The 22343-nt window shown below is 37.6% G+C and carries 20 protein-coding genes; 13 read left to right on the top strand and 7 right to left on the bottom strand.

Annotated elements, in window-relative coordinates:
* Nucleotides 1-15 precede the first annotated feature (15 nt).
* From VHP32_07820 to acs, 7 genes are all read right to left on the bottom strand, one after another.
* A complete protein-coding gene (locus VHP32_07820; GenBank protein ID HEX2787797.1) occupies nucleotides 16-1983 on the bottom strand; it encodes a LamG-like jellyroll fold domain-containing protein in 1968 nt (655 codons plus the stop codon).
* Between the two features lie 149 nt (nucleotides 1984-2132).
* Complete coding sequence (locus tag VHP32_07815; protein ID HEX2787796.1) at nucleotides 2133-3686, bottom strand: LamG-like jellyroll fold domain-containing protein; 1554 nt, start codon at nucleotides 3684-3686, stop codon at nucleotides 2133-2135.
* 166 nt (nucleotides 3687-3852) lie between these two features.
* Complete coding sequence (locus VHP32_07810) at nucleotides 3853-5790, bottom strand: T9SS type A sorting domain-containing protein (protein ID HEX2787795.1); 1938 nt, start codon at nucleotides 5788-5790, stop codon at nucleotides 3853-3855.
* Nucleotides 5791-5956: 166 nt separating this feature from the next.
* The gene (locus VHP32_07805; GenBank protein HEX2787794.1) at nucleotides 5957-7204 is read right to left on the bottom strand and encodes a competence/damage-inducible protein A; all 1248 of its coding nucleotides are present in this window, start codon (nucleotides 7202-7204) and stop codon (nucleotides 5957-5959) included.
* Nucleotides 7205-7298: 94 nt separating this feature from the next.
* Entirely contained in the window at nucleotides 7299-7859 is a 561-nt protein-coding gene (gene pgsA, locus VHP32_07800) for a CDP-diacylglycerol--glycerol-3-phosphate 3-phosphatidyltransferase (protein ID HEX2787793.1), read from the bottom strand.
* Between the two features lie 120 nt (nucleotides 7860-7979).
* Nucleotides 7980-9176, bottom strand: a complete 1197-nt coding sequence (locus tag VHP32_07795) for an acetyl-CoA C-acyltransferase (GenBank protein HEX2787792.1) — start codon at nucleotides 9174-9176, stop codon at nucleotides 7980-7982.
* 174 nt (nucleotides 9177-9350) lie between these two features.
* Nucleotides 9351-11303 (bottom strand): acetate--CoA ligase, encoded by a 1953-nt coding sequence (gene acs / locus VHP32_07790; GenBank protein ID HEX2787791.1) that lies wholly within the window; start codon nucleotides 11301-11303, stop codon nucleotides 9351-9353.
* A 122-nt stretch (nucleotides 11304-11425) separates the two neighbouring features.
* On the opposite strand from acs, the gene VHP32_07785 reads away from it, so the two are divergent.
* The 13 genes from VHP32_07785 to lepB all read left to right on the top strand — a co-directional run bounded on the left by VHP32_07785 (nucleotide 11426) and on the right by lepB (nucleotide 22337).
* Nucleotides 11426-12289 carry a hypothetical protein gene (locus VHP32_07785; protein ID HEX2787790.1) on the top strand — a complete coding sequence of 288 codons (864 nt, stop codon included), beginning with the start codon at nucleotides 11426-11428 and terminating at the stop codon, nucleotides 12287-12289.
* Nucleotides 12290-12462: 173 nt separating this feature from the next.
* On the top strand, nucleotides 12463-13404 hold the full coding sequence (fabD, locus tag VHP32_07780; protein ID HEX2787789.1) for an ACP S-malonyltransferase: 942 nt from the start codon (nucleotides 12463-12465) through the stop codon (nucleotides 13402-13404).
* 45 nt (nucleotides 13405-13449) lie between these two features.
* Nucleotides 13450-14088, top strand: coding sequence for a DUF3109 family protein (locus tag VHP32_07775; GenBank protein HEX2787788.1), 639 nt, complete (start codon nucleotides 13450-13452; stop codon nucleotides 14086-14088).
* A gap of 19 nt (nucleotides 14089-14107) precedes the next feature.
* Nucleotides 14108-14833, top strand: a complete 726-nt coding sequence (gene fabG, locus VHP32_07770; protein ID HEX2787787.1) for a 3-oxoacyl-[acyl-carrier-protein] reductase — start codon at nucleotides 14108-14110, stop codon at nucleotides 14831-14833.
* Nucleotides 14834-14850: 17 nt separating this feature from the next.
* Entirely contained in the window at nucleotides 14851-15210 is a 360-nt protein-coding gene (locus tag VHP32_07765; protein HEX2787786.1) for a hypothetical protein, read from the top strand.
* Nucleotides 15211-15214: 4 nt separating this feature from the next.
* Nucleotides 15215-16804: a methylmalonyl-CoA mutase family protein gene (locus tag VHP32_07760; GenBank protein HEX2787785.1), complete on the top strand. Its 1590-nt coding sequence runs from the start codon at nucleotides 15215-15217 to the stop codon at nucleotides 16802-16804.
* Between the two features lie 56 nt (nucleotides 16805-16860).
* Nucleotides 16861-17571: an SDR family oxidoreductase gene (locus VHP32_07755; GenBank protein ID HEX2787784.1), complete on the top strand. Its 711-nt coding sequence runs from the start codon at nucleotides 16861-16863 to the stop codon at nucleotides 17569-17571.
* Nucleotides 17572-17668: 97 nt separating this feature from the next.
* The gene (locus tag VHP32_07750) at nucleotides 17669-18037 is read left to right on the top strand and encodes a hypothetical protein (protein HEX2787783.1); all 369 of its coding nucleotides are present in this window, start codon (nucleotides 17669-17671) and stop codon (nucleotides 18035-18037) included.
* A gap of 134 nt (nucleotides 18038-18171) precedes the next feature.
* Nucleotides 18172-18612, top strand: a complete 441-nt coding sequence (gene sdhC / locus VHP32_07745) for a succinate dehydrogenase, cytochrome b556 subunit (protein ID HEX2787782.1) — start codon at nucleotides 18172-18174, stop codon at nucleotides 18610-18612.
* A gap of 50 nt (nucleotides 18613-18662) precedes the next feature.
* Nucleotides 18663-19052 (top strand): succinate dehydrogenase, hydrophobic membrane anchor protein, encoded by a 390-nt coding sequence (sdhD, locus tag VHP32_07740; protein ID HEX2787781.1) that lies wholly within the window; start codon nucleotides 18663-18665, stop codon nucleotides 19050-19052.
* 28 nt (nucleotides 19053-19080) lie between these two features.
* On the top strand, nucleotides 19081-19269 hold the full coding sequence (locus VHP32_07735; protein HEX2787780.1) for a histone H1: 189 nt from the start codon (nucleotides 19081-19083) through the stop codon (nucleotides 19267-19269).
* A gap of 236 nt (nucleotides 19270-19505) precedes the next feature.
* Nucleotides 19506-21305 carry a translation elongation factor 4 gene (lepA, locus tag VHP32_07730; protein HEX2787779.1) on the top strand — a complete coding sequence of 600 codons (1800 nt, stop codon included), beginning with the start codon at nucleotides 19506-19508 and terminating at the stop codon, nucleotides 21303-21305.
* A gap of 45 nt (nucleotides 21306-21350) precedes the next feature.
* Nucleotides 21351-22337 carry a signal peptidase I gene (gene lepB / locus VHP32_07725; GenBank protein ID HEX2787778.1) on the top strand — a complete coding sequence of 329 codons (987 nt, stop codon included), beginning with the start codon at nucleotides 21351-21353 and terminating at the stop codon, nucleotides 22335-22337.
* Nucleotides 22338-22343 lie beyond the last annotated feature (6 nt).

Here is a 22343-nt window from a genome sequence, read left to right as displayed (position 1 = left end):
AATTAAAATATTAAATTACTTAATCAGCATCATTTTCTTTGTATCTCTGAAACTGCCGGCTGTGATTGTATAGAAGTATATTCCGCTCGATAAACTTCCTGCGTTGAAGTCAAGAATGTAATTCCCTGCCTCATATGTACTGTTTGCAAGCGTCGATACTTCCTTACCCGTAATATCATATAGCTTCAATACTACAAGCTCCCTTACAGGTATAGAGAATGCTATCTTTGTTGTAGGATTAAATGGATTAGGATAGTTCTGTGACAGCTTAAAGTTATCAGGAATTCCCGTTCCTGTATTTTCAATGCCGGTTACAAGTGAACATCCTCCGGAACGAACTATATATAAGCCCCAGGTAGTTGCACCGGTAACGCTTCCTCCGGGTATGAAAATGTTAACACGGTTATCTATTGTCTTTGCTGATACTACGCCCCAATAATTTGACGCTGCTCCTGTACCTCTGCCGCGTATAGGCGTTTCCCAGGTATTGGTATTTACATTAAATCTGAATACACTATCCTGTATCGCAGGTGCAGGAGAAGTTTCTGCTCCTATTACATAGAAATAACCTTCATGACCAACACCGCCCGGTCGGGACATTCCGCTACGGCAATTAATTGCCGGAGCAGTTGACCAGGTTATGGAATTTGCATTTGCTCCTATAGTTCCAATTTGTGTGTCATTTCGGAATGCTCCTGAAAATCCGCACGATACAAATATCTTATTGCCAACAATTCCGGTTGCATGTGATCTTCTGCCTAAACCGGCTCCAAGTGAGTCTGCTTTTGACCATGTATTGGAACCCACTCTATATACTTGTATAGTCCGGTAATATTGTGTCCAACCGCCTGCTATACAGAATATTACACTATCTCCCCAGGCTTCTGCTGTATTACCTGCTACCAACTGAGGTATCGATGCTACAGTATCCCAACCAATATTCGGACGATAACGAAGTGTTGTTGATGTTCCTCCTGTTGCCGCAAGTGCAGAACCACCTCCAATGTAATATAATGCGTTACCGCATTGTACCAAATCTCCGCCTGTTTTTGCAACCGGCATGCTTGTACCGGCTGACCAGCTGTCGCTATTCATAGAATATCTATAAACTGATGTAGATGCGGTTCCCGTTGCACTGCCACCGCAGATGTATAATGTATCACCTAACCAGTTTGATGCATGTCCGAAAAATCCTGTCGGATATGCCGGCACAGGTCCTTTGTAACAAATCGAATCAGGTTGGACAACAGGACCACCGCCGCCGCCTAATTCAACGTTCCACGTTGCAAGAACTTCTGCTGCGGATAACGCTCTTCTGTAAACACGGAATTCATCAAGTTTAGCAGACATTGTTGCTGAGGTTGTATAACCCCCAATTTTAAAACCTCCGGTACCTGTAGTAAGGTTAAGAGGAGTTTGTACAACGGTTTGGTCAAACACACCGTTTTTATAAACAGTTATGCTTGCTAATGCAGAATCATATACAAATGTAACTACCATTGGTGCAGGACCAACACCGGTTACATTTACATTTGTGATTCCTGTTCCTGTTAAACGTAATGAATTAACTCCGGCTGCTCCATTATGAAAACATCTGAATGAACCTGCAGTATTATCTCCGAAAAGATAAAGCGCAGAACCGGTAGCATTAGTCGGAAGTTCAATCCACATGCTGATTGTCCAGCTGCTTGATCCGAGATTTGTATTCCAGCCCGTTTGAACCCCACCATTGGTTGCAGCATTTCCCGATATACATGAATCAAACTGACCGCCTGAAGCAAGAACGGTTGAACCGGTTATTGTTGCCGGATTGTTTCCAGCCCCGGGATTTGCTGAGTTTGGTGTTGAAGTAGGACCTGCATTATTTTCAAATTTATAATACAGAATATCCGGAAGCGCTTGTGAATTCGCATCTTTCGAGATAATAAAAATAGAAAAAGTTAAGGAAAGAATTAATACAAACAGTAAAGGTAGGCGTTTCATTTTACTCTCCAATTTAAGTTAAAAAAGAAACTTCTCTGTTTATTATTTATAAAAAATAAAATAAATAATTTTTAAATCAAATGGAAAACTTTGTTAAATAATAAAGGGGCTTGACGCCCCTATATTTTAAGCATTATTTAACATTAAATTTATTTTACAAGAAGCATCTTCTTTGTATCTCTGAAGCTTCCTGCCGTGATTGTATAGAAGTATATTCCGCTCGATAAACTTCCTGCGTTGAAGTCAAATATATATCTGCCTGCTTCGTATGGTCCTTGAACCAATACTCCGACTTCTTTGCCAAGCAAATCATATAGCTTCAATTCGACAAACTCTCCTCTTGGAATTGCAAATTCTATTCTTGTTGTAGGATTGAACGGATTTGGGTAATTCTGTGATAATGAATATCTGTCAGGAATATTAACCCCTACCGGTGTTATCACAGATGGTGAACAAACTCCCGGGAATGGATATGATACGGTATCAAAGCCTATTGTTCCCACTGGGGTTCCGTTATATCCGCTCACTGAATCCACAAACGTGCTGTCAAAATGCCAGACTGCTTTCAAACCTGTTGAAGATGAAAATGTTGACGGATATTTTCTGCATCTGTTTGAGTCTATCTGTGCCTGAGTTCTGGCTGTTGACCACAATCTGACCTCTTTCAGATTTCCCGTTCCTGCATCAGCATTTCCTCTTCCGATTCGCATCTCATTTGCTGAGCTGCCCGGAAGTGTTGCAAGTGGAACAGTCGATGCTAATACTCCGTCTTTATAGAATCTTACAGTTGAACCGTCAAACGTAGCTGCAAGGTGCGTCCATACTCCTGCAGTTATAATAAGTCCTACTGATGTTGCTATACCACCCTGGTTTCTTACGAAAGGAACACCACCGGCACTTACTCCAAGCTGATAGTCGAATGATGCACCGCCTTTATTTAATACTGTATTTGCTGCTACTGTTGAGCCGGGTCTCATCCACGCTTCTATTGTATATGCTGTAAGTCCTATCATGCTTGCCTGGTGAGGTATTGCTACATAGTTTGTATTTACACCGGGTGTTGGCAAACGAAGCGCAAAATTCTGCGGTGAACCTGCCGCTTCAACATCAATTCCACAGTTGGCAACATTTGCATCTTGTCCGCCCCATGTGAAAGGACAGCTACCTGCTGCACTGTAGTTTCTTCTGAAGAACCCTGTAATACCATTCTGACGCGTGGTCATAGTCGTAGAAGTTGCACCGCATTGATTTATGTCTATAACCAAGCCTAATGAAGGATCATAATTAAACGGTCTGTCCAATGTAATGCTCATCCATCCCAAGGCAGTAGATGTAAGAGTTACTGCAGGTCTGTGATAGACGGTATCAAGTTGTCCCGCATACCACGCTCCTGTAGGAAGAGTATTAATAGCTGCCTGACCCAATTTGATAGTAAGATTAACAAGATTATTTGAAGATGCACCTGTCATAAAAAAATAAAGTTTTGTTATTCTCATACCTGATGGTGCCGGAGTAGGCTGAGCAAACTCATTTGGGCCAACAAGCCATTGCACTTCTTTACCTGCAACAACACCAAATGGAAAGAAATTTGATGACGTTCCAACATTTTGATAATTATAATATTGAGGTGTTTGAGCCGTTGATACTTCTGCAAATAAAATAATGAGGGTTAAGAAAAAAAGTAGAAAAGAAATTCGTTTCATTTTATTACCTCCAATTTAAGGTTTATAAATAAGAAACAGTATTTAGTGGAGGTTTAAGTTATGATATTTTTTTTAAAAATCAAATGAAAAACTTTATTAAATATTTTAGGAATAAAAAAAAGGGGGTTAACGCCCCCTTTTAATTATTCATACTTATTAAGCACTGTTATTTTATCAAAAGCATTTTCTTTGTGTCAGTGAATTGTGCAGTTTCAAGCTTATAGAAATAAACTCCTGACGGCAATGCGCCGGCATTGAAAATCACGAAATGATTTCCTGCTGTTTTTTGCTTGAATTTATAAACTGCAACTTCTTTTCCAACAGAATTAAACACTGAAATTTTTACATCTGTTATTGCCAATGTTGAATAGTTAATTCTTGTTACAGGATTAAAAGGATTAGGATAATTTTGCGCTAATTCCCATCTTGTTGGAATCTGAGACGGGTCTTCGACACCTGTTACCGTATTGGCAACATAAACTGTTACATCTCTTTTATGTATCGGTGTTCCGTTTGGTCCTTTTCCTGTTACAGTTACAGTATAGGTTCCAGCTGTAACACCACCTGAACCTTGAATTCTCATCGGAACAGCACTTGGGAAGGATGTTAATTTGTTTCCGGATGGGAAAGTTACATTTATTGTTCCTGCTCCCGGAGTAGGTGTTACGACTGCTGAAAATTCTACAGTATCTGAATAAAGCTTTACTGAAGGCACCTGAACATTAATTGTAATATTTCCAACATTCGGATTTAAACTATCCGTTGCCGGAGTAACTCTCATTCCAAAATCCGGGAAATAAGCGGTATATGAACCGAAACTATTGTTTCTGAAATCAGTCCAGGATAACATTGAGACTTTTCCATTAGAAACTATACTGTTATAGTCACCCAAGTATAAAGGAGTACCACCGCCTCCGCAAGAGGTGCAGTTTATTCTGAATTTTTTATTTGAAACCTGAACATTTGGAGCCCAAGTTACGCCGCCGTCTGTTGAACGAGAAGCATATATCAATGCACTGTCATTGGTTGGAGTATCCCTTGTATCCATCCATTGAGCAAAAATGTGACCGGTTTTTTGGTCAACCCACATCGCAGGGTGCCAGTGATTTGAAACATTCATAGGACCGTCAGTTACTCTAATTCTTGCTGACCAATTGGAACCCATATTTGTTGAGTATCTGCACCATATTTCCGGCTTGTTAGATGTTCCGGGATTTCCTGCATGGATTACATAAACTCGTCCTCTGAATGCACTCCATCCGTTATCTGCACCAATCATAGGATACGGTCTTGTTCTCATATTTGAGATTGAATGTCTTCCGCCTGAAGCAACACCAACGGTATCAACCCATCTGTTACCTGCTGATACAGTAGTGAAATTCGCACCGCCATTTGTTGATAAATGGAAGTTATAAGTAGGAGTAAATGTACTTCCGGTATTAGAAACAAAATAAACTGCACCACCAGACACACCTGTATTGATGTTAGCACCAACTGCGGTCATAGCACCAGGAAGTGTATTTGACGAATTAAAAGTTTGAGCAAATGATGAACCTCTGTTTGTGCTTCGAACAAAGTTACCAGGTGTCATTGCACCATAAACATAATTTGAATATGGTCCATTAGATTGATCTGCAGAAATCCAGTTTTTATCATTCCCAATGTTTGCAGAAACATTTGCGGCTATCCATGAAGCTCCGTTGTTATCCGAATAAGCTACCCATGTTCCTGTAATCGGGCTTTTCATGTTATCATAATATAGTCTTCCTAAACTATCATAAGCAGCAACTGGATCACCAGCTTGGTTTGGAAATACGGGATTATTTGTAGTCCAGTCAAATCCGTTCTCAGTGTGGTGAGTTCCGTTTATGTTGTATGCATTAAAAAACTGTGTCGGATTTCTTGGATTTACAGTCATATGAACTTCTGCAAAGTCAGTTCCGATATTAAAATTATCATAATCATCAATAGTAACGGGAGGCATCGCATCATAAATTTTAGGAACATAGCTATCTCTCAAATATTGCGGGACACTATCAACATTCGGGTCATCAACATAAGCATATACTATGTATGATGCGCCGACTATTAATGCTAATGTCAAAAGCGAGGAAAATGCTTTTTTAAAAAAAGGTAGGAAAGTCTTCATATGTATTAGTTAGGTTTTAAAAAGTTATGTAATTTTACGATTATTAAATATTAAATTCAATCTTAAATTTCTGATTTATAATAGTTTCCTGAATTTATGTAGTTCCGATTCCGACAGATTATTATAATTTCAGCAATTCTTTGCGTAAAATGTTCATTGCGGCAATTGTTGCGCGGGATATGTTTTTCATCCGGTTGTCACCAAAATAAAATTTTTCAGCGAAACTTTTGTTTTTATCTGAATAACCAATGTAAACAAGTCCGACAGGTTTTGCTTCAGTGCCTCCTGCAGGTCCTGCTATGCCCGTAGTTGAAATTGCAACATCTGCTTTAAATTCTTTTCTTGCACCTTCAGCCATTTCAATTGCGGTTTTTTCGCTGACAGCACCATAGCTTTCAAGTGTTTCTTTTTTAACACCCAGCATTTTTTGCTTGGCTTCGTTAGCATATGTACAGACACCGCCGAGATAATATTCAGATGAACCGGGAATGTTTACAATCAAAAATGAAATATTACCGCCCGTGCAGGATTCGGCAACTGCAAGTTTCAATTTCTTTTTTATCAGTAAATCACCAATAAGTTTTTCCATTTTATCTTCATCATAACCAAACATATATTCTGAAATTTTTGCTTCAAGCTTCTTTTGGATTTTATTAAATTCTGCTTCAGCAGATTTTTTATCTTTTGCTTTAATATCTATTCGCAGACGAATCACATCGGCTGAAGGAAGAAATGCCATTTTATTTTCACCGGTAATTTCTTTTATATCTCCGATTTTTTCAAACAATGCCGATTCCGAAATTCCTGTTGTCAGAATTGTTCTGCTGAAATAATAATTATCAAATTTGTCCTTGAAAATTTTTTGGAGCTCGGGTAAAACAAAATCGGTAACCATCGGTTTCATTTCATAAGGAACACCCGGTAACGCAGCATACACCTTGTTATTTTTTTCAATCCATATTCCGGGAGCAGTTCCGTTGTTATTCCAGATTACTCTGGAATTTTTCGGAACCTCTGCCTGACCAATATTCGATTTCGGCATTTCAACATTACGGCTTGCAAACATTTTCTTTACATGTTTCAGAACTTTTTCATCAATAACTAACTCATCATTAAAATATTTCAACAAAACAGGCTTGGTCAAATCATCATGTGTCGGTCCAAGACCTCCTGTTATAATAGTAACATCGAATTTCTCTTCACTTTCCTTTAGTTCATCAAGTAAATCTTGTTCATTATCTCCTATGGTAATAATTTTCGAAACAGGAATGCCAATTGAATATAATTTTTCCGCAATGAACGAGGCATTTGTATTAACAATTTGTCCGATTAAAATCTCATCCCCTATGGAAATTACTTTTGCATTCATTTCAAGTTATGTCGCCCTGAACTTGTTTCAGTGGTCAATGTATTAAGTTCTTTAAATCATTTTAGTTTGGATTCTCGCCTGCGCGGGAATGACATTAGGAGGATTGTTTATTCTCAAAAAAATACGTAACTCCCGTATATACCGTTAATAAAGTAACCGAGAGCATTAAAATATAATTCAATTCCGAGTTTAAAAAATTTGTGAAATCCTGTGAATTGATATCCAAAGCAATCAATAAGATAACCAGCAAAATCAAAAACACATACGTCATCTGAACAAAAGTTTTTACTTTTGCGATATATGAAGTTTTTAAAGTCACTCCTTTAGATTCTTTATATGAACGAAGCAGTGTTATGACAATATCGCGGATAACAATTACTATCATCATCCACAATGGCATGATGCCGAGCATGTAAAACGCAATGAAAGCAAATGACACAAGGATTTTATCGGCAAGTGGGTCAAGGAAAATTCCCGTTTTGGTAATAACTCCAAATCTCCGCGCATGCCATCCGTCATACCAATCCGTGAATGATGCAATCATATAAACTACAAACCCAGCAATCTTCATTGATTTATCCTCCGAGAGGAATAAATATAAAAACACCGGCGAGAGGATTATTCGAAGGACTGATAATTGATTCGGAAGCGTCAAAGGGAATTTAAATTAAAAGTAGTGTGTCATTCTGAACGAAGTGAAGAATCCCCTTACTTCATGGAAGTGGGATTCCCGCTTTCGCGGGAATGACTTCAAAAAATAATTTATAAATTAAAACTACACACGTTCGATTATCGAAGCCATGCCTTGTCCAACACCAATGCACATCGTTGCCAAACCGTATCTTTTATTTCTCTTTTCAAGCTCGTTCAGTAAAGTAATAATAATTCTCGAACCGCTGCTGCCAAGCGGATGACCGAGCGCAATTGCTCCACCGTTTACATTGACAATATCGGGATTTATTCCAAGCTCATCCATGCACGCCAAGCTCTGTGCAGCAAAAGCTTCATTAAGCTCTGCTAAATCTATGTCATTTAGTTTAAGTCCTGCGCGTTCGAGTGCTTTCTTCGTTGCAGGAACAGGACCGATGCCCATGCACGCAGGGTCAACACCGGCAACCGCAGATGCAACATATCTTGCGCGAGGTTTCAGATTATACTTCTTTACAAAATCTTTCGATGCAAGCATTATCAAGCTTGCGCCGTCATTCACTCCGCTTGAATTACCTGCAGTTACTGTTCCGCCTTCTCTGAAAGCAGGCTTCAGTTTTGCAAGAGCTTCCATTGAAGTATCAGGTCTTGCAAACTCATCCACGTCAAAATATTTTATTTCCTTTTTTACTTTTATTTCAACGGGAATAATTTCGTTTTTAAATCTGCCGTCCTCGATTGATTTCTTCGCTTTCATCTGAGAATTATATGCAAACTCATCCTGACGTTCACGCGTTACATTGTATTTCTCTGCAACGTTCTCTGCTGTCTCACCCATAGAATAAGGATGATGCATTTTAGCAAGACGCGGATTTGTAAATCTCCATCCGATTGTCGTATCATACATTTCGGCTTTTCTTCCAAATGCTTCTGCGTTTTTTCCAAGAACAAACGGCGCGCGAGTCATAGATTCAACTCCTCCAGCCAGATAGCACTCACCCTCATCGTTTCTAATCCCGTGCACACCGCTAACAAATGCCTGCATACCCGATGCGCAAAGACGATTAACCGTCGCGCCGCCAACAGTCAGCGGAAGCTCCGCAAGAAGCACGCACATTCTTGCAATGTTTCTGTTTTCCTCACCTGCGCCGTTAGCATTACCGAGAATAACATCCTCGATTTCTTCTTTCGGAACATTCGGATTTCTTTCTACAATCTTTTTAATCAAAAGCGCAGCCATATCATCAGGTCTCGTATCCTTCAATGAACCTGCATACTTCCCTATCGCTGTTCTTATTCCGTCAATTATATAAACTTCTTTCATTTAGATTTTATTATTCCTTTTTCTTCAACGCTGATTTACGCTGATTTATTTTGCCACAAAAGCACAAAGACTCAAAGCTTTTAAATTTACTGTAGCCGAAAGCTTTAGCTTTCGTTGCGAACCTTGAAGGGTTCGACTACATTTTTACTTTTGCTTTTTTACTTTTTACTAAAACTACTCCTCTTCCTCTTGTTGTCTCAATCTCTCAAGTACTGCAAAGTCTTCGAGTGTTGTTACATCACCTTTGACTTCACCTGAGTTTGCAAGCTCGCGGAGCAAACGTCTCATTATTTTTCCGCTTCGTGTTTTCGGAAGCATGTCGGTAAATCTTATGTCATCGGGACGGGCAAGCGCACCGATTTCCTTAACAACCCATTCTTTTAATTCCTGTTTAAGCTCGTCTGAAGGTGAATGCGAACTCTCAAGAGATACAAACGCACAAATTGAACTTCCCTTTATCTCATCAGGCTTGCCGACAACTGCTGACTCAGCGACTTTAGGATGAGCAACAAGTGCAGATTCAATTTCAGCTGTTCCAAGTCTGTGCCCGCTAACGTTTATCACATCATCAACACGACCCATCACCCAGAAATAACCGTCTTTGTCTCTTCTTGCGCCGTCACCAGTGAAATATATTCCCGGAAACTCACTGAAATACTGTTTCTGAAATCTTTCATCATCACGCCAGATTGTTCTGAGTATCGATGGCCACGGCTTTCTTACTATTAATAATCCGCCCGAACCTTTCGGAACTTCCTTCCCCTGCTTATCAACAACTTCCGGCTGAATACCAAAAAAAGGCAGTGTGCAGGAACCCGGTTTTGTCGGTATTGCTCCGGGCAAAGGTGAAATCATAATTGCGCCTGTTTCCGTTTGCCACCACGTATCAACAATCGGACATTTTTCTTTGCCAATCATTTTATTATACCACATCCACGCTTCGGGATTTATCGGCTCGCCGACTGTTCCAAGCAAACGCAGTGAGTCAAGCTTGTATTTCTCAACCCAATGATTTCCCCATTTAATGAACGCACGGATCGCAGTCGGTGCAGTATAAAAAATCGAAACTTTATATTTGTCTATTAGATACCAGAACCTGTCAGGATTCGGAAAATTCGGCGCTCCTTCGTAAATCAAAATGCTCGCGCCTGTTTGCAAAGGACCATAAACAACATAACTGTGCCCTGTCACCCAGCCGATATCGGCAGTGCACCAATAAATATCTTCATCACGAATATCAAAAACTGCTTTTGTTGTTAAATATGTCTGAACAGAATACCCGCCAGTTGTATGCAAAATTCCTTTTGGCTTTCCTGTGGTTCCGCTTGTGTATAATATATAAAGTGGATGCTCGGCATCGAGCTTTTCAGCTTCGCAATATTCATCAGCATTTTGCATTTCATCATGCCACCATTTATCAAGCATCGGATTCCAGTTTACATCATTCCCGACTCTTCTCAATACAATTACATTCTTTACAGTCGGACACTGCGGCATAGCCGCATCGACTGCTTCTTTTAACTTCACAACTTGTCCGCGTCTGAAACTTCCATCTGCTGTAATCACCATCGAAGCTTCCGCATCGTTTATCCTGTCAATCAATGCCTGAGAAGAAAACCCTGCGAATACAACCGAATGAATTGCGCCAATCCTTGCGCATGCAAGCATTGCAATAACACCTTCGGGAGTCATCGGCATGTAAATGCAAACTCTGTCGCCTTTTTGAACTCCGTTGTTTTTTAAAACATTTGCAAACTTATTTACTTCGATATATAATTGATGATAAGTTAAAGTTTTTGTGTCTCCAAGCTCGCCTTCAAAAAATAAAGCAACTTTGTTTTTTCTATGAGTTTCAAGATGCCTGTCTAAGCAGTTATAAGATAAATTTAATTTCCCGCCCGTGAACCATTCTGCATGTGGAGCTTTCCATTTTAGAACTTTTGTCCATTTTTTAAACCAGTGAAGCTCGCCTGCAACTTTTCCCCAGAATTTTTCCGGACTTTTTATGCTTTCAGCATATTTCTTTTTATAATCTGCAAAAGATTTTATGTAAGCATTTTTAGTAAAAGCTTTATTCGGCTTAAATAATCTCTTCTCTCTCGAAAGTGAGGTAAAATTTTCTTCCATAAAAAATTTAAATGAAGGCAAAGATAACAATTAGTTAATATTTAATAAATTTAAATTTCCGTCTCACTTTTGGCAATTTAATTAACATTTATCTGAAAATCGTTTTACGTTATTTTTGTAATATGTGGTTAAATAAAAAAGCCGGGTATCTTCAAGATTGGATTACACAGGTTTGGGTAAAAACCACCGGAAAAAAATTCAATCCTCAAGATGATGATTGGCTCTTAGGACCAATCGGCGATACCAGAATAATCAAAGATAAATTTTTTAAAGACCTCGCAAGTTCAGAGAACCTCAGCATTTCGGAAAACGAAAAAGGTACAGGTCTTATGGATTCAATGCATGCATTGCTTCCTGATGAATCCGATAAAAAGAATGTTCATCCCGAAATTATAAATTTTTATGAATGCACTTCCGATTATAATTTTGAAATCTGGTCAGAATGGTGCAGTTTTTATAAACCTTTTGGGAAACTGCTTGCAATAATCTTCAGCAGAAGACTGCAGCAATTAAATCTTCCTTTGAGCGCAATGGATTCTTCAATGGGTATTAACAGTAAAATCATAAAACTTCGTGATAAAGAAAACGTTGCGAAATATACTGTATGGTATAGAATCATGAAAAGCTCAGGCAACGTAATCTACTCCGGAATATACACCACAAGCAAAACAAGAAATGAAGACTGCTCACATTTAAAAGTTGTCTTCCCGCTCCCTAATGGCAACGCTTCCGTTATAATGAAAAAAGAAGTTTTAAAAGATGGTTCATTGCTTCTTAGTTCAGAAGGGAAAAGATTCGGTGACAACGGATTTTATTTTGTTCTTACAAACCATCAGGGCAGGTATTGGGCTAAGTTCGTAAAATCAATGCACGAGTGGATACACGTTTATGTTGATGAAGAAAATGTCCTCCGCACAAATCATACACTCCATTTTTATGGAAGACCTTTTCTCAAACTTCATTATAAAATGTCAAGGAAGCCTTAACAGCGGAGTTTATTTTGTTAGATTAATCTCCAATGATTTTGTTGAGACCAAAAAAATTGTTTTAGTAAAGTGATTCGTTTGGCTTCCCGCCTTCGCGGGAATGAAATATTATTTTTCATTTTTCATTTAATTAATAACATTAATTGTTTAATTTGCACATAATTAAATAATTAATGTCAAAGACAGCATTCGTATTTCCGGGACAAGGTTCACAGACAGTCGGCATGGGAAAAGATTTGTTTGATAGCAGTGAGTATGCGCGCGAACTTTATTTAAAAGCCGATGATATAATGGAAACGAAACTTAGTCAGTTTTCATTCGATGGTCCTACCGATATATTAAAACTCACAAACATAACTCAACCCGCATTATTTGTTCACTCATATATACTTTTTAAACTAATCGGGGATAAAATCAAAGCTGATTTTGCCGCGGGGCATTCCCTTGGCGAATATACGGCTTATGCTTATGCAGATGCCTTTACGTTTGAAGAAGGATTAAAACTTGTGAAGAGACGCGGCGATCTAATGAAAGATGCCGGAGACAGAAAGCCGGGAACTATGGCAGCATTAATCGGGCTCACAGACAATCAGGTAAATGAAATTTGCAAAACCGTTATGGGTGGCGACTTAATTGATGACCCTGTTGAGATTGTTCAGCCCGCGAATTATAACTGTCCCGGACAAATTGTAATATCAGGCGATGTAAATGCAGTTCACAAAGCAATGGAAATTGCAAAATCTCCTCCTTATAATTGCCGTCTTGCAAAAGAGCTTGAAGTAAGCGGAGCGTTTCATTCCGAGCTGATGGTCGGGCTCGCAGATGATTTGCGCGTATCAATTGAAAAAGCGGAGATAAATGATGCAAGTATTCCGGTTTATTCAAACGTTGAAGCAGAACCTGCAACTGATAAAAGAATTATTGAACAATTATTATATAGACAATTGTTTTCACCTGTTAAATGGCAAGTATTAATTCAAAACATGATTCGTGATGATGTTGATACTTTTTATGAAATAGGTTCCGGAAAAGTTTTAACCGGCTTGATTAAAAAAATTAATCCTGACGTGAAAACATTTAATGTTAGTTCACTCGCAGATTTAGAAAAGATATAATAGCTCAGATATATCGTATAAAAACATTACTGCATTAATTGACTGATGGAAGAAAAAAAAATTGAGTTCAATGAGTTCAATGGTGTAAAAATAGATGAAAGTATATTCTCGCAGGGGTTTGTTGCCGGCTGCGATATGAAGCTTTGCTTCGGACAATGCTGTTCTTCGGGCGTTATTATGGACAGGGACTTTAAAGATGTGATTATGCCTTATGAAAATGACATCATTGAAAGCATGACTGCTGACCAGCCAAAAGATTCTGAAAGTTGGTTTGACAATCATATTGAAGTAGATAAAGATTTTGAATCGGGTTATTCAATCGGAACAAATACTTATATAGACAGAAATGGTATTGAGAAGTGTGTATTCAATGATGAAAATCACTATTGCACTTTGCAGGTAGTTGCGATGAAGAAAGGAATGCACAAATGGGCAATTAAGCCGACTCACTGCATTCTTTATCCTGTTACGATTGTTGACAATACTTTAATGTATGATGACGTTCATTCACTTGATATGGATTATTGCGGAAAGCATAAGACTGAAAATTTCACTCAAACTGTGTTTGACGGAGTTCAAGAAGAGCTCAGATATGTTCTCGGTGAAGAATTTTTTAATTTCTTAAATGAAATTTACAAAAAAAATTATTCACAAAAATTTACAATTCAGATTAACCAGGTTTAAGCAAATTTAATTTACCATAATGTTTGATTTTTCAGGAAAGGTTGTTATTGTTACAGGGGGTTCACGAGGCATCGGCAAATCTATTGCCGAAGCATTCAACAAAGCCGGAGCAAAAGTTTATGTTACCTATAAAAATGCAATTGATGAAAATTACTTTAATTCATTAAATATTGCTCATCACAAATGCGACGTTGCAGATTTAAAAGCTGTAACAGAATTAGTCGAAACCATCAATAAGGAATCGGGAAAAATAGATGTTCTCGTGAATAACGCAGGTATAACCAAAGACGGTTTATTAATGCGAATGTCAGAAGATGATTGGAATGCAGTTATCGATACTAACTTAAAAGGTGTTTTTAATTTTACAAAAGCTGTTACCAGACCTATGATGAGCAAGCGTTATGGCAAGATAATTAACATTACTTCCATATCGGGAATCATAGGTAATCCAGGTCAGGCAAATTATTCAGCTTCGAAAGCAGGCGTAATTGGCTTCACCAAAGCAGTTGCAAAAGAACTTGCATCGAGGAACATAAATGTAAACGCAATAGCACCCGGTTTCATTGAAACCGAAATGACAGATAAGCTTGCAGATGATGTTAAACAAAATTATCTAAACAGTATCCCACTGAAACGGTTTGCAAAAACCGACGAAGTTGCAAAAGCCGTTATGTATTTTGCTTCCGATGACGCTTCATATATAACCGGACAGACATTATGCGTTGACGGCGGTCTCATAATGTAAATTTAAAATTCAATTTTATGCTAAGAAAAATATTATTTGTTATTATAACGGTTGTTGCAGTTTCATCTTGTGGACAAAAAAGCGGCAGCCGGGTAAATATTGTCGGCAACACTTTCATAAATGAAAACGGAACCGAAAAACAAATCGTCGGATTTGACGAAAACAATGTTTACTTTAAATGGGATGATTCGCTTGGGCAGTCATCATTTAAAACCGCTTATAAGGTGACTTCAGTAAACGATTCCACTCTTAATATCGAGCTCACGGAAAAAAATCCATACATGTCATCGAATATATGGACAATCATAATTGACCAACCTGACGGGTTTTATACAATGGATTCAAAGAAACGCTATAAGTTATATAAAAGCAAATAGTTAAGTGTCCGTTAATAAACCAAAGGTTAATTCGAAATTAACTCAACGTAAAGAAGAGTTTAAAACTGATTCTGATATTATTATTCCTGAATCTTTAAACTCGTCTGCTCCACTTCCTCCTGCCGGAGAATACCCATATACCCGCGGAGTTCATCCGACAATGTACCGTTCTCGCTTATGGACGATGCGCCAATATGCAGGGTTTGGAACTGCTGAAGAATCTAACGAGCGTTATAAATTTCTAATTGCAAACGGCACGACGGGTCTATCGGTTGCTTTTGATTTACCCACACAAATCGGATATGATTCCGATGATCCGATGGCTGAAGGTGAAGTAGGCAAAGTCGGTGTTGCGATTGATTCCCTCAAAGATATGGAAACACTTTTCGATGGAATCAATCTTGATAAAGTTACTTCATCAATGACAATTAACTCAACGGCTTCCCTGCTATTGTTAATGTATGTTGCAGTTGCAAAAAAACAAAACGCCGATTTAAAAAAACTTTCGGGAACGGTTCAGAATGACATATTAAAGGAATACATTGCACGCGGAACATATATTTACCCTCCCCAACATTCATTGAGATTAGTAACGGACATATTTAAATGGTGCAATGAAAATTTACCTTCATGGAATACAATCTCTATTTCGGGTTACCATATTCGTGAAGCCGGTTCAAGCGCTGCGCAAGAAATTGCTTTTACGTTATCAAACGGCATTGAATATGTCCGTTCGGCAGTTAACGCAGGACTCGATGTCGATGTTTTCGCAAAACGTTTATCATTCTTTTTTAATGCACATAATAACTTCATCGAAGAAGTTGCAAAATTCCGTGCGGCGCGCAGAATGTGGGCAAAGATCATGAAAGAGAAGTTTGGTGCAAAGAATCCTGAAAGCTTGAAACTTCGTTTCCATGCGCAGACAGGCGGTTCAACTTTAACTGATACGCAAATAGACAACAACGTAGCACGAGTTACAATACAGGCGCTTTCAGCTGTCCTTGGAGGGTGTCAATCTTTACATACAAACGGCAAAGATGAAGCATTGTCATTGCCGACAGAAGATGCTGCGCAGACTGCATTGCGTACTCAGCAGATAATTGCATTTGAAAGCGGGGTTGCAGACAGTGTTGATCCTTTGGGAGGTTCATATCTTGTTGAATATATGACTGACCGGCTCGAGCAAAAAGCAACAGAGTACATAGACAAAATAGAAACTATGGGTGGAGCATTAAAAGCAATTGAAAGTCGTTTCCAAAAAACAGAAATTGAGAACAATGCTTACAGCTTTCAGAAAGATGTTGAAAGCAAAAAGACAATTGTTGTCGGAGTAAATGATTTTGTATCGGACAAAGAAGAAGATTACAAAATTTTTACAGTCGGAGAATCTGTCAGAGATATACAGAATCAGAAATTAAAAAAGCTAAAACAAGAAAGAGATAATATGAAAGTAAATTCTCTTCTTGAGACTATTAAAATAAAAGCAGGAACAAATGAAAACCTGCTTCCCTATTTCCTCGATGCAATCGAAAACTACGCTACCATCGGCGAAATATCAAATACGCTTAGAAGCGTATGGGGTGAATATAATTAAAGGATTTTATGCCTTTGCTTAAAATAATATTAAATCTTAGCAAAGGTATTTAAAATATGCCTTCAAAAGTAATCTGGATAACCGGTGCATCAACCGGCATAGGCAAGGACACTGCTTTAATACTTTCGAAAGCAGGACATACTATTGTTGTTTCCGCAAGAAGAAAATCCCGCTTGGTAAATATCGTAAGCGAAATTAAATTCAGCGAACGCGAAGCTTCTGCCTTTGTGTGCGACGTTTCTTCCGAACGAAGCATTCAATCGACCTATAAACGCATTAAGGAAAAATACGGACGTGTTGACGTTCTTATAAATAATGCGGGAGTTACAGTATTCAAGAAATTTCAGGATACGAAAGCTTATGATTATGATTATGTTATGGATATAAATTTACGGGGTTCATTTCTTTGCACAAAGATTGTGCTTCCCGAAATGATGAAAAGAAAAAACGGTCATATTATAAATTTGTTGTCGGTAGCTGCGAATACTGTTCTTGAAGGAAGCGCTGTTTATGCAGCTTCAAAAGCAGGACTGCTTGCAATGTCGAATGTTTTGCGGAAAGAAACAAGAAGATATAATGTAAAAATTACCAACATACTCCCGGGAGCAACCGAAACGCCTATGTGGGACAGCAAAATAAGAACAAAACACAGAAACCGTATGCTTGAATCAATTGATATTGCAAATGTTATTGAAGACATAATAGACCAACCAAAGAAAGTCGCCATTGAAGAAGTAATAATCAGACCCGTAAAAGGCGATTTATAATCTAATTAATAATTATTTAATAAAAGCTTTCTGAGATTCAGTAACATTTTTTATTTTTTTGTGTTTAATTAGTTAATAAGTAAAATTAAATTGTATAATGTCATTAGTAACCTGCCCAAATTGTAAAGAAAAAGTTGACGTTGACAGTGATGAATGCCCTGTTTGCGGATACAAACTTTTCGATTTTGAAATTAACACACACGAAGATAGTTTTCATGACGCATATTCCGATTATGTAGGCACTACAAAGTCAACTAAACCGGTTTATAAATTCCTTACTTTTATATCTATTTTTGCTTTTATCGGAGGAATGTTTTGGGGTATTTATGAGGTTATTTTATCTTCAACACCTTCTGAAGATGCAAGCACCGAAGCGTATTTTTTGGTTTATGCCGGTATTGCTTTATTCATAATCACACAGATTTTATCCTCAATTGATAAAAGCACATCGAATCAGGAACATTAAAAATTTATTAATTTTAATTAGTTTTAATATTTTTGTCCCAAATAAGGGATAAATTAATTATTTCTCACTTTAAATATTTAAATTGTATTTTTTATCAAAATTTGATAATTTTTAACAATATTCAAAGTTTAGAAATGCAGACAGTAGATTCCCAGCTTGAAAACGAAAAAAAGATAAAAACATTCGACCAAAAAAATTGGGTAAGTGAAAATTTAAGCTATAAAAAAGATTCGGGAAGTTGGGCTTGGATTCTACATAGAATTACCGGTATTGCGCTAATCGGTTATCTGTTTCTTCACATTTATTCACTCAGTCCTCTCACAGAAGGCAAAGCAGCTTTCGATGCCAAAATGCAAACTTTTACAACACCGATTTTTATGGCTCTCGAATGGTTCTTATTTGCATTCGTATTATTTCATTCTTTAAATGGAATCAGAATCGTAATTGTTGACTGGGCTGACGGAGCGCGTTATCACAAATCGCTTTATGCAATCTGCTGGATAATTGGTGTGATTTTATTTCTTGCTATGGGATTTGTAATGTTCTCATACGAAATGGGAATTTTAGCAAAATAGTTTAGATTTTCAAGAATCCTAACGGATTCGACTACAGGACTAACATTTAAATGTATAAATATACAGCTTCGAAAAATACCGGCTCAAAAAGCTGGGTTATGCAAAGAATAACAGGAATTGCGCTTGTAATCTTTATGATAGGTCACTATATTTTGATGCATTATCATCCCGATTCGGGACATACTTATGAAGCAGTTCTTTCAAGGATGCAGTTTTCGTGGTATAGAATTATTGACCTTACTTTTATAGTTTTAGCAATGTATCACGGTTTAAATGGTGTTTGGGGAATTTTTCGTGATTACAAATTAAAAACTTGGCAGAATTACACAATTATTTCATTGCTTGTTGTTTTCGGGCTTGCATTTACAGCATGGGGTTTTACAATAATTTTTTCTATTCCTTATTTAAATGACTTAACCTCTATTATACCAAAAAACTAAACCAAAAAAATCCAAGAAGGAGAACAAAATGGACAAATTCTCAAAATTACAGGAAATTATTGATGCAATGAAATCCGATACTGAAAAGTTTTATACGAAGGAGCAAAATGCTGCCGGAACGAGATTAAGAAAGTCTTTAAATGACCTTAAAAAAGCTGCTTCTGAAATCAGAAAAGAAATTCAGGAAATAAGAGCTTCAAGAAAAACTAAGGCATAATCTTTAATTTGGAATTTCGGATTTTGAATCTCGGATTTATAAAACCGGGATTTTAATTCGACATTTATTTGTGGATTTTAAAAAAGGTTAAATTCTTAATTTAACTTTATTTTGGAATCCACTTTTTTTTTAATTTTGAGTATCTTTGTAGTTCTGCCACTTATTAATCAATTTAGTGGTTATGATAAAATATTGCGGATATTTATTAATACCGGGAAAAACTTATAAATATATAATTGAGCAAATCAACCTTACGAAATTTTTGCATTATTGCCCATATTGACCATGGGAAATCTACACTCGCCGACCGACTACTCGAAACTACAGGAACTATAGAATCCAGAAATATGACCAAGCAGGTCCTTGATAATATGGACCTCGAACAGGAACGCGGAATTACCATAAAACTCCACGCCATCCAGATGAAATATAAAGCAAAGGACGGCGAAGAATATACGCTTAATTTAATTGACACTCCCGGGCACGTAGATTTTTCTTATGAAGTATCGCGTTCTCTTGCTGCCTGTGAAGGAGCATTGCTTGTGGTTGACTCCACTCAGGGAATAGAAGCTCAGACAATAAGCAATCTGTATCTTGCAATTGAAAACGGTCTGGAAATAATTCCTGTTCTTAATAAAATAGACCTTCCGAGCGCTATGGTTGATGAGGTTAGCGAACAGATTCTTGAATTAATAGGAGGGAAAAAAGAAGATATTATTCATGCAAGCGCAAAAGTAGGAACAGGAACCGGAGAAATACTTGAAGCTATTGTCAAAAGAATACCTGCACCAAAAATACATAAGGAAGCTCCTTTGAGAGCATTAATATTCGATTCCATTTTTGATATTTACCGCGGTGTTGTTACATACATAAGAGTTGTTGACGGAGAACTTAAAGAAGGCGACCAGGTAAATTTTTATTTCAGCGGAAAAACATTCATTGCAGAAGAAGTCGGCGTTCTTAAAATGGGACGTGTGAAAACCGGAAAGCTTGAATCGGGAAATGTCGGATATCTTATCGCTGGAATGAAAGACGTAAATGATTGTAAGGTTGGTGATACGATTTATAATTATCACAGACCCATTACGGAACCATTGCCCGGTTATAAAGAAGTTAAGCCCATGGTGTTCAGTGGTATTTATCCTTCTATGACCGAAGACTTTGAAACGCTTCGTGATTCCCTATCTAAGTTGAAGCTGAACGATGCTTCGCTTACTTACGAACCTGAAACGTCAATTGCTTTGGGATTTGGTTTCAGATGCGGATTTTTAGGCATGCTTCACCTTGAGATTATCCAGGAACGGCTTGAACGCGAATACGGTTTAAATATTGTAACAACCGTTCCCAATGTTGAGTATAAAGTATATAAGACTAACGGTGAAGTTCTTATTGTAGATAATCCGTCTCTTATGCCTGATCCTGCAAAGATAGAATATATTGAAGAACCTTATATAAAAGCACAGATTATAACTCCCACAGACTATATCGGTAATATTATGAAACTCGCAAATGACCGCAGAGGTATATATAAAACGACGCATTATATCGATGCTAAGAGAGTTGATTTGCAGTTCGAATTCCCATTGGGGGAAATCATATTTGATTTTTTTGATAAATTAAAATCTTCGACACGAGGTTATGCTTCGTTTGATTATGAGCTTATAGATTATAGAGAATCGGATTTGGTAAAACTCGACATATTATTAAACGGAGACCCTGTCGATGCCCTTTCGTCAATAGTCCACAGAAGCAATGCGCATGATTGGGGACGAAAGCTTTGCAGTAAATTAAAAGAGCTTATACCAAAACAAATGTTCGAAGTTGCCATACAAGCAGCAATAGGAAACAAAATTGTTTCGAGAGAAACCATCAGCGCAATGCGCAAGAATGTAACCGCAAAATGTTACGGCGGCGATATATCAAGAAAGAGAAAGCTTCTTGAAAAACAAAAAGAAGGTAAAAAACGGATGAAACAAATCGGTTCCGTTGAAATACCGCAAGAAGCGTTTTTAGCTGTTCTCTCAATTGAAAAATAATATTATAAACAAATTGAGAAAAATTAAAATTTAAAATTAATTATTTTGGCAGATAAACCGGAAAATACAAATAAAGGAAAAGTTAAAGCAAAGACAGGGACTAAAGATAAACCAAAAAGTTTATTGAACAGGTTTTCAAAAAATAAAAAACCTGCCGGCAAAAAAGGAACACAGAAAAAATCAAAAGTTAATGAGTATTTTAATGCGCTCGTATATGCTGCAATCGTTGCTTTCATAATAAAAGTTTTTCTTTTCGAAGCATACAGAATTCCGACCGGTTCGATGGAAAAAACATTGCTTGTCGGAGATTTTCTTATCGTAACAAAGTTTACATATGGGGCAACAACTCCGAGAAATATCCCTTTTACAGACATTCGCCTTCCTTATATAAAGCTGCCGGGTTTCAAAGACCCTAAATTAGGGGATGTAATTGTCTTTGATTTTCCCGGAGACAGAGACCAGGTTCAATCACCCGAACAAGTTAATTACATTAAACGATGTGTCGGATTGCCGGGTGATAAAATTCAAATTATAAACAAAACCTTGTACGTTAATGACCAGGTTTTCCCAAATCCCCCTGATGCGATTTTCGATGCGCAAACCAGACCTAAGGGATTTGATAATTACAGAATTTTCCCGAAGGGCTCGGGTTGGAATGAAGACAATTATGGACCTATAACCGTTCCGAAAAAAGGACAAATGATTGAAATTAATGTTATGAATTTTGATACGTGGAAGTATTTTGTAATGAAAGAAGGAAATGAAATTCAGTTAAGAGGAGATAAAGTTTTTGTTAACGGTCAGGAGTTACCGAATGGTCAGTATGAAGTTCAGAGAGATTATTTGTTTATGATGGGTGATAACCGCAATAACTCACTCGACAGCAGATATTGGGGCTTTATGCCGACTGAAAACATCGTCGGTGAAGCATTAATGATTTACTGGAGCTGGGACCCTGCTATTCCATTCAGCGATTTCTTTAAATTGCTCGGGACTACCCGCTGGGATAGGATAGGAATGTTCATTCATTAAGAATTT

This window comes from Ignavibacteria bacterium (assembly GCA_036262055.1).
GTDB lineage: Bacteria > Bacteroidota > Ignavibacteria > Tepidaquicellales > Tepidaquicellaceae > DATAJP01.
The sequence above is the reverse complement of the archived record's forward strand: the minus strand, read 5'-3'. Positions and strand labels throughout refer to the sequence as shown.

Coding starts and splice junctions, on each gene's coding strand:
- VHP32_07815 (HEX2787796.1), bottom strand. CDS start 3,686: ATGAAACGAATTTCTTTTCTACTTTTTTTCTTAACCCTCATTATTTTA.
- sdhD (HEX2787781.1), top strand. CDS start 18,663: ATGTATAAATATACAGCTTCGAAAAATACCGGCTCAAAAAGCTGGGTT.
- VHP32_07805 (HEX2787794.1), bottom strand. CDS start 7,204: ATGAATGCAAAAGTAATTTCCATAGGGGATGAGATTTTAATCGGACAA.
- fabD (HEX2787789.1), top strand. CDS start 12,463: ATGTCAAAGACAGCATTCGTATTTCCGGGACAAGGTTCACAGACAGTC.
- VHP32_07735 (HEX2787780.1), top strand. CDS start 19,081: ATGGACAAATTCTCAAAATTACAGGAAATTATTGATGCAATGAAATCC.
- VHP32_07750 (HEX2787783.1), top strand. CDS start 17,669: ATGTCATTAGTAACCTGCCCAAATTGTAAAGAAAAAGTTGACGTTGAC.
- VHP32_07775 (HEX2787788.1), top strand. CDS start 13,450: ATGGAAGAAAAAAAAATTGAGTTCAATGAGTTCAATGGTGTAAAAATA.
- VHP32_07765 (HEX2787786.1), top strand. CDS start 14,851: ATGCTAAGAAAAATATTATTTGTTATTATAACGGTTGTTGCAGTTTCA.
- sdhC (HEX2787782.1), top strand. CDS start 18,172: ATGCAGACAGTAGATTCCCAGCTTGAAAACGAAAAAAAGATAAAAACA.
- VHP32_07785 (HEX2787790.1), top strand. CDS start 11,426: ATGTGGTTAAATAAAAAAGCCGGGTATCTTCAAGATTGGATTACACAG.
- acs (HEX2787791.1), bottom strand. CDS start 11,303: ATGGAAGAAAATTTTACCTCACTTTCGAGAGAGAAGAGATTATTTAAG.
- VHP32_07795 (HEX2787792.1), bottom strand. CDS start 9,176: ATGAAAGAAGTTTATATAATTGACGGAATAAGAACAGCGATAGGGAAG.
- VHP32_07820 (HEX2787797.1), bottom strand. CDS start 1,983: ATGAAACGCCTACCTTTACTGTTTGTATTAATTCTTTCCTTAACTTTT.
- fabG (HEX2787787.1), top strand. CDS start 14,108: ATGTTTGATTTTTCAGGAAAGGTTGTTATTGTTACAGGGGGTTCACGA.
- VHP32_07755 (HEX2787784.1), top strand. CDS start 16,861: ATGCCTTCAAAAGTAATCTGGATAACCGGTGCATCAACCGGCATAGGC.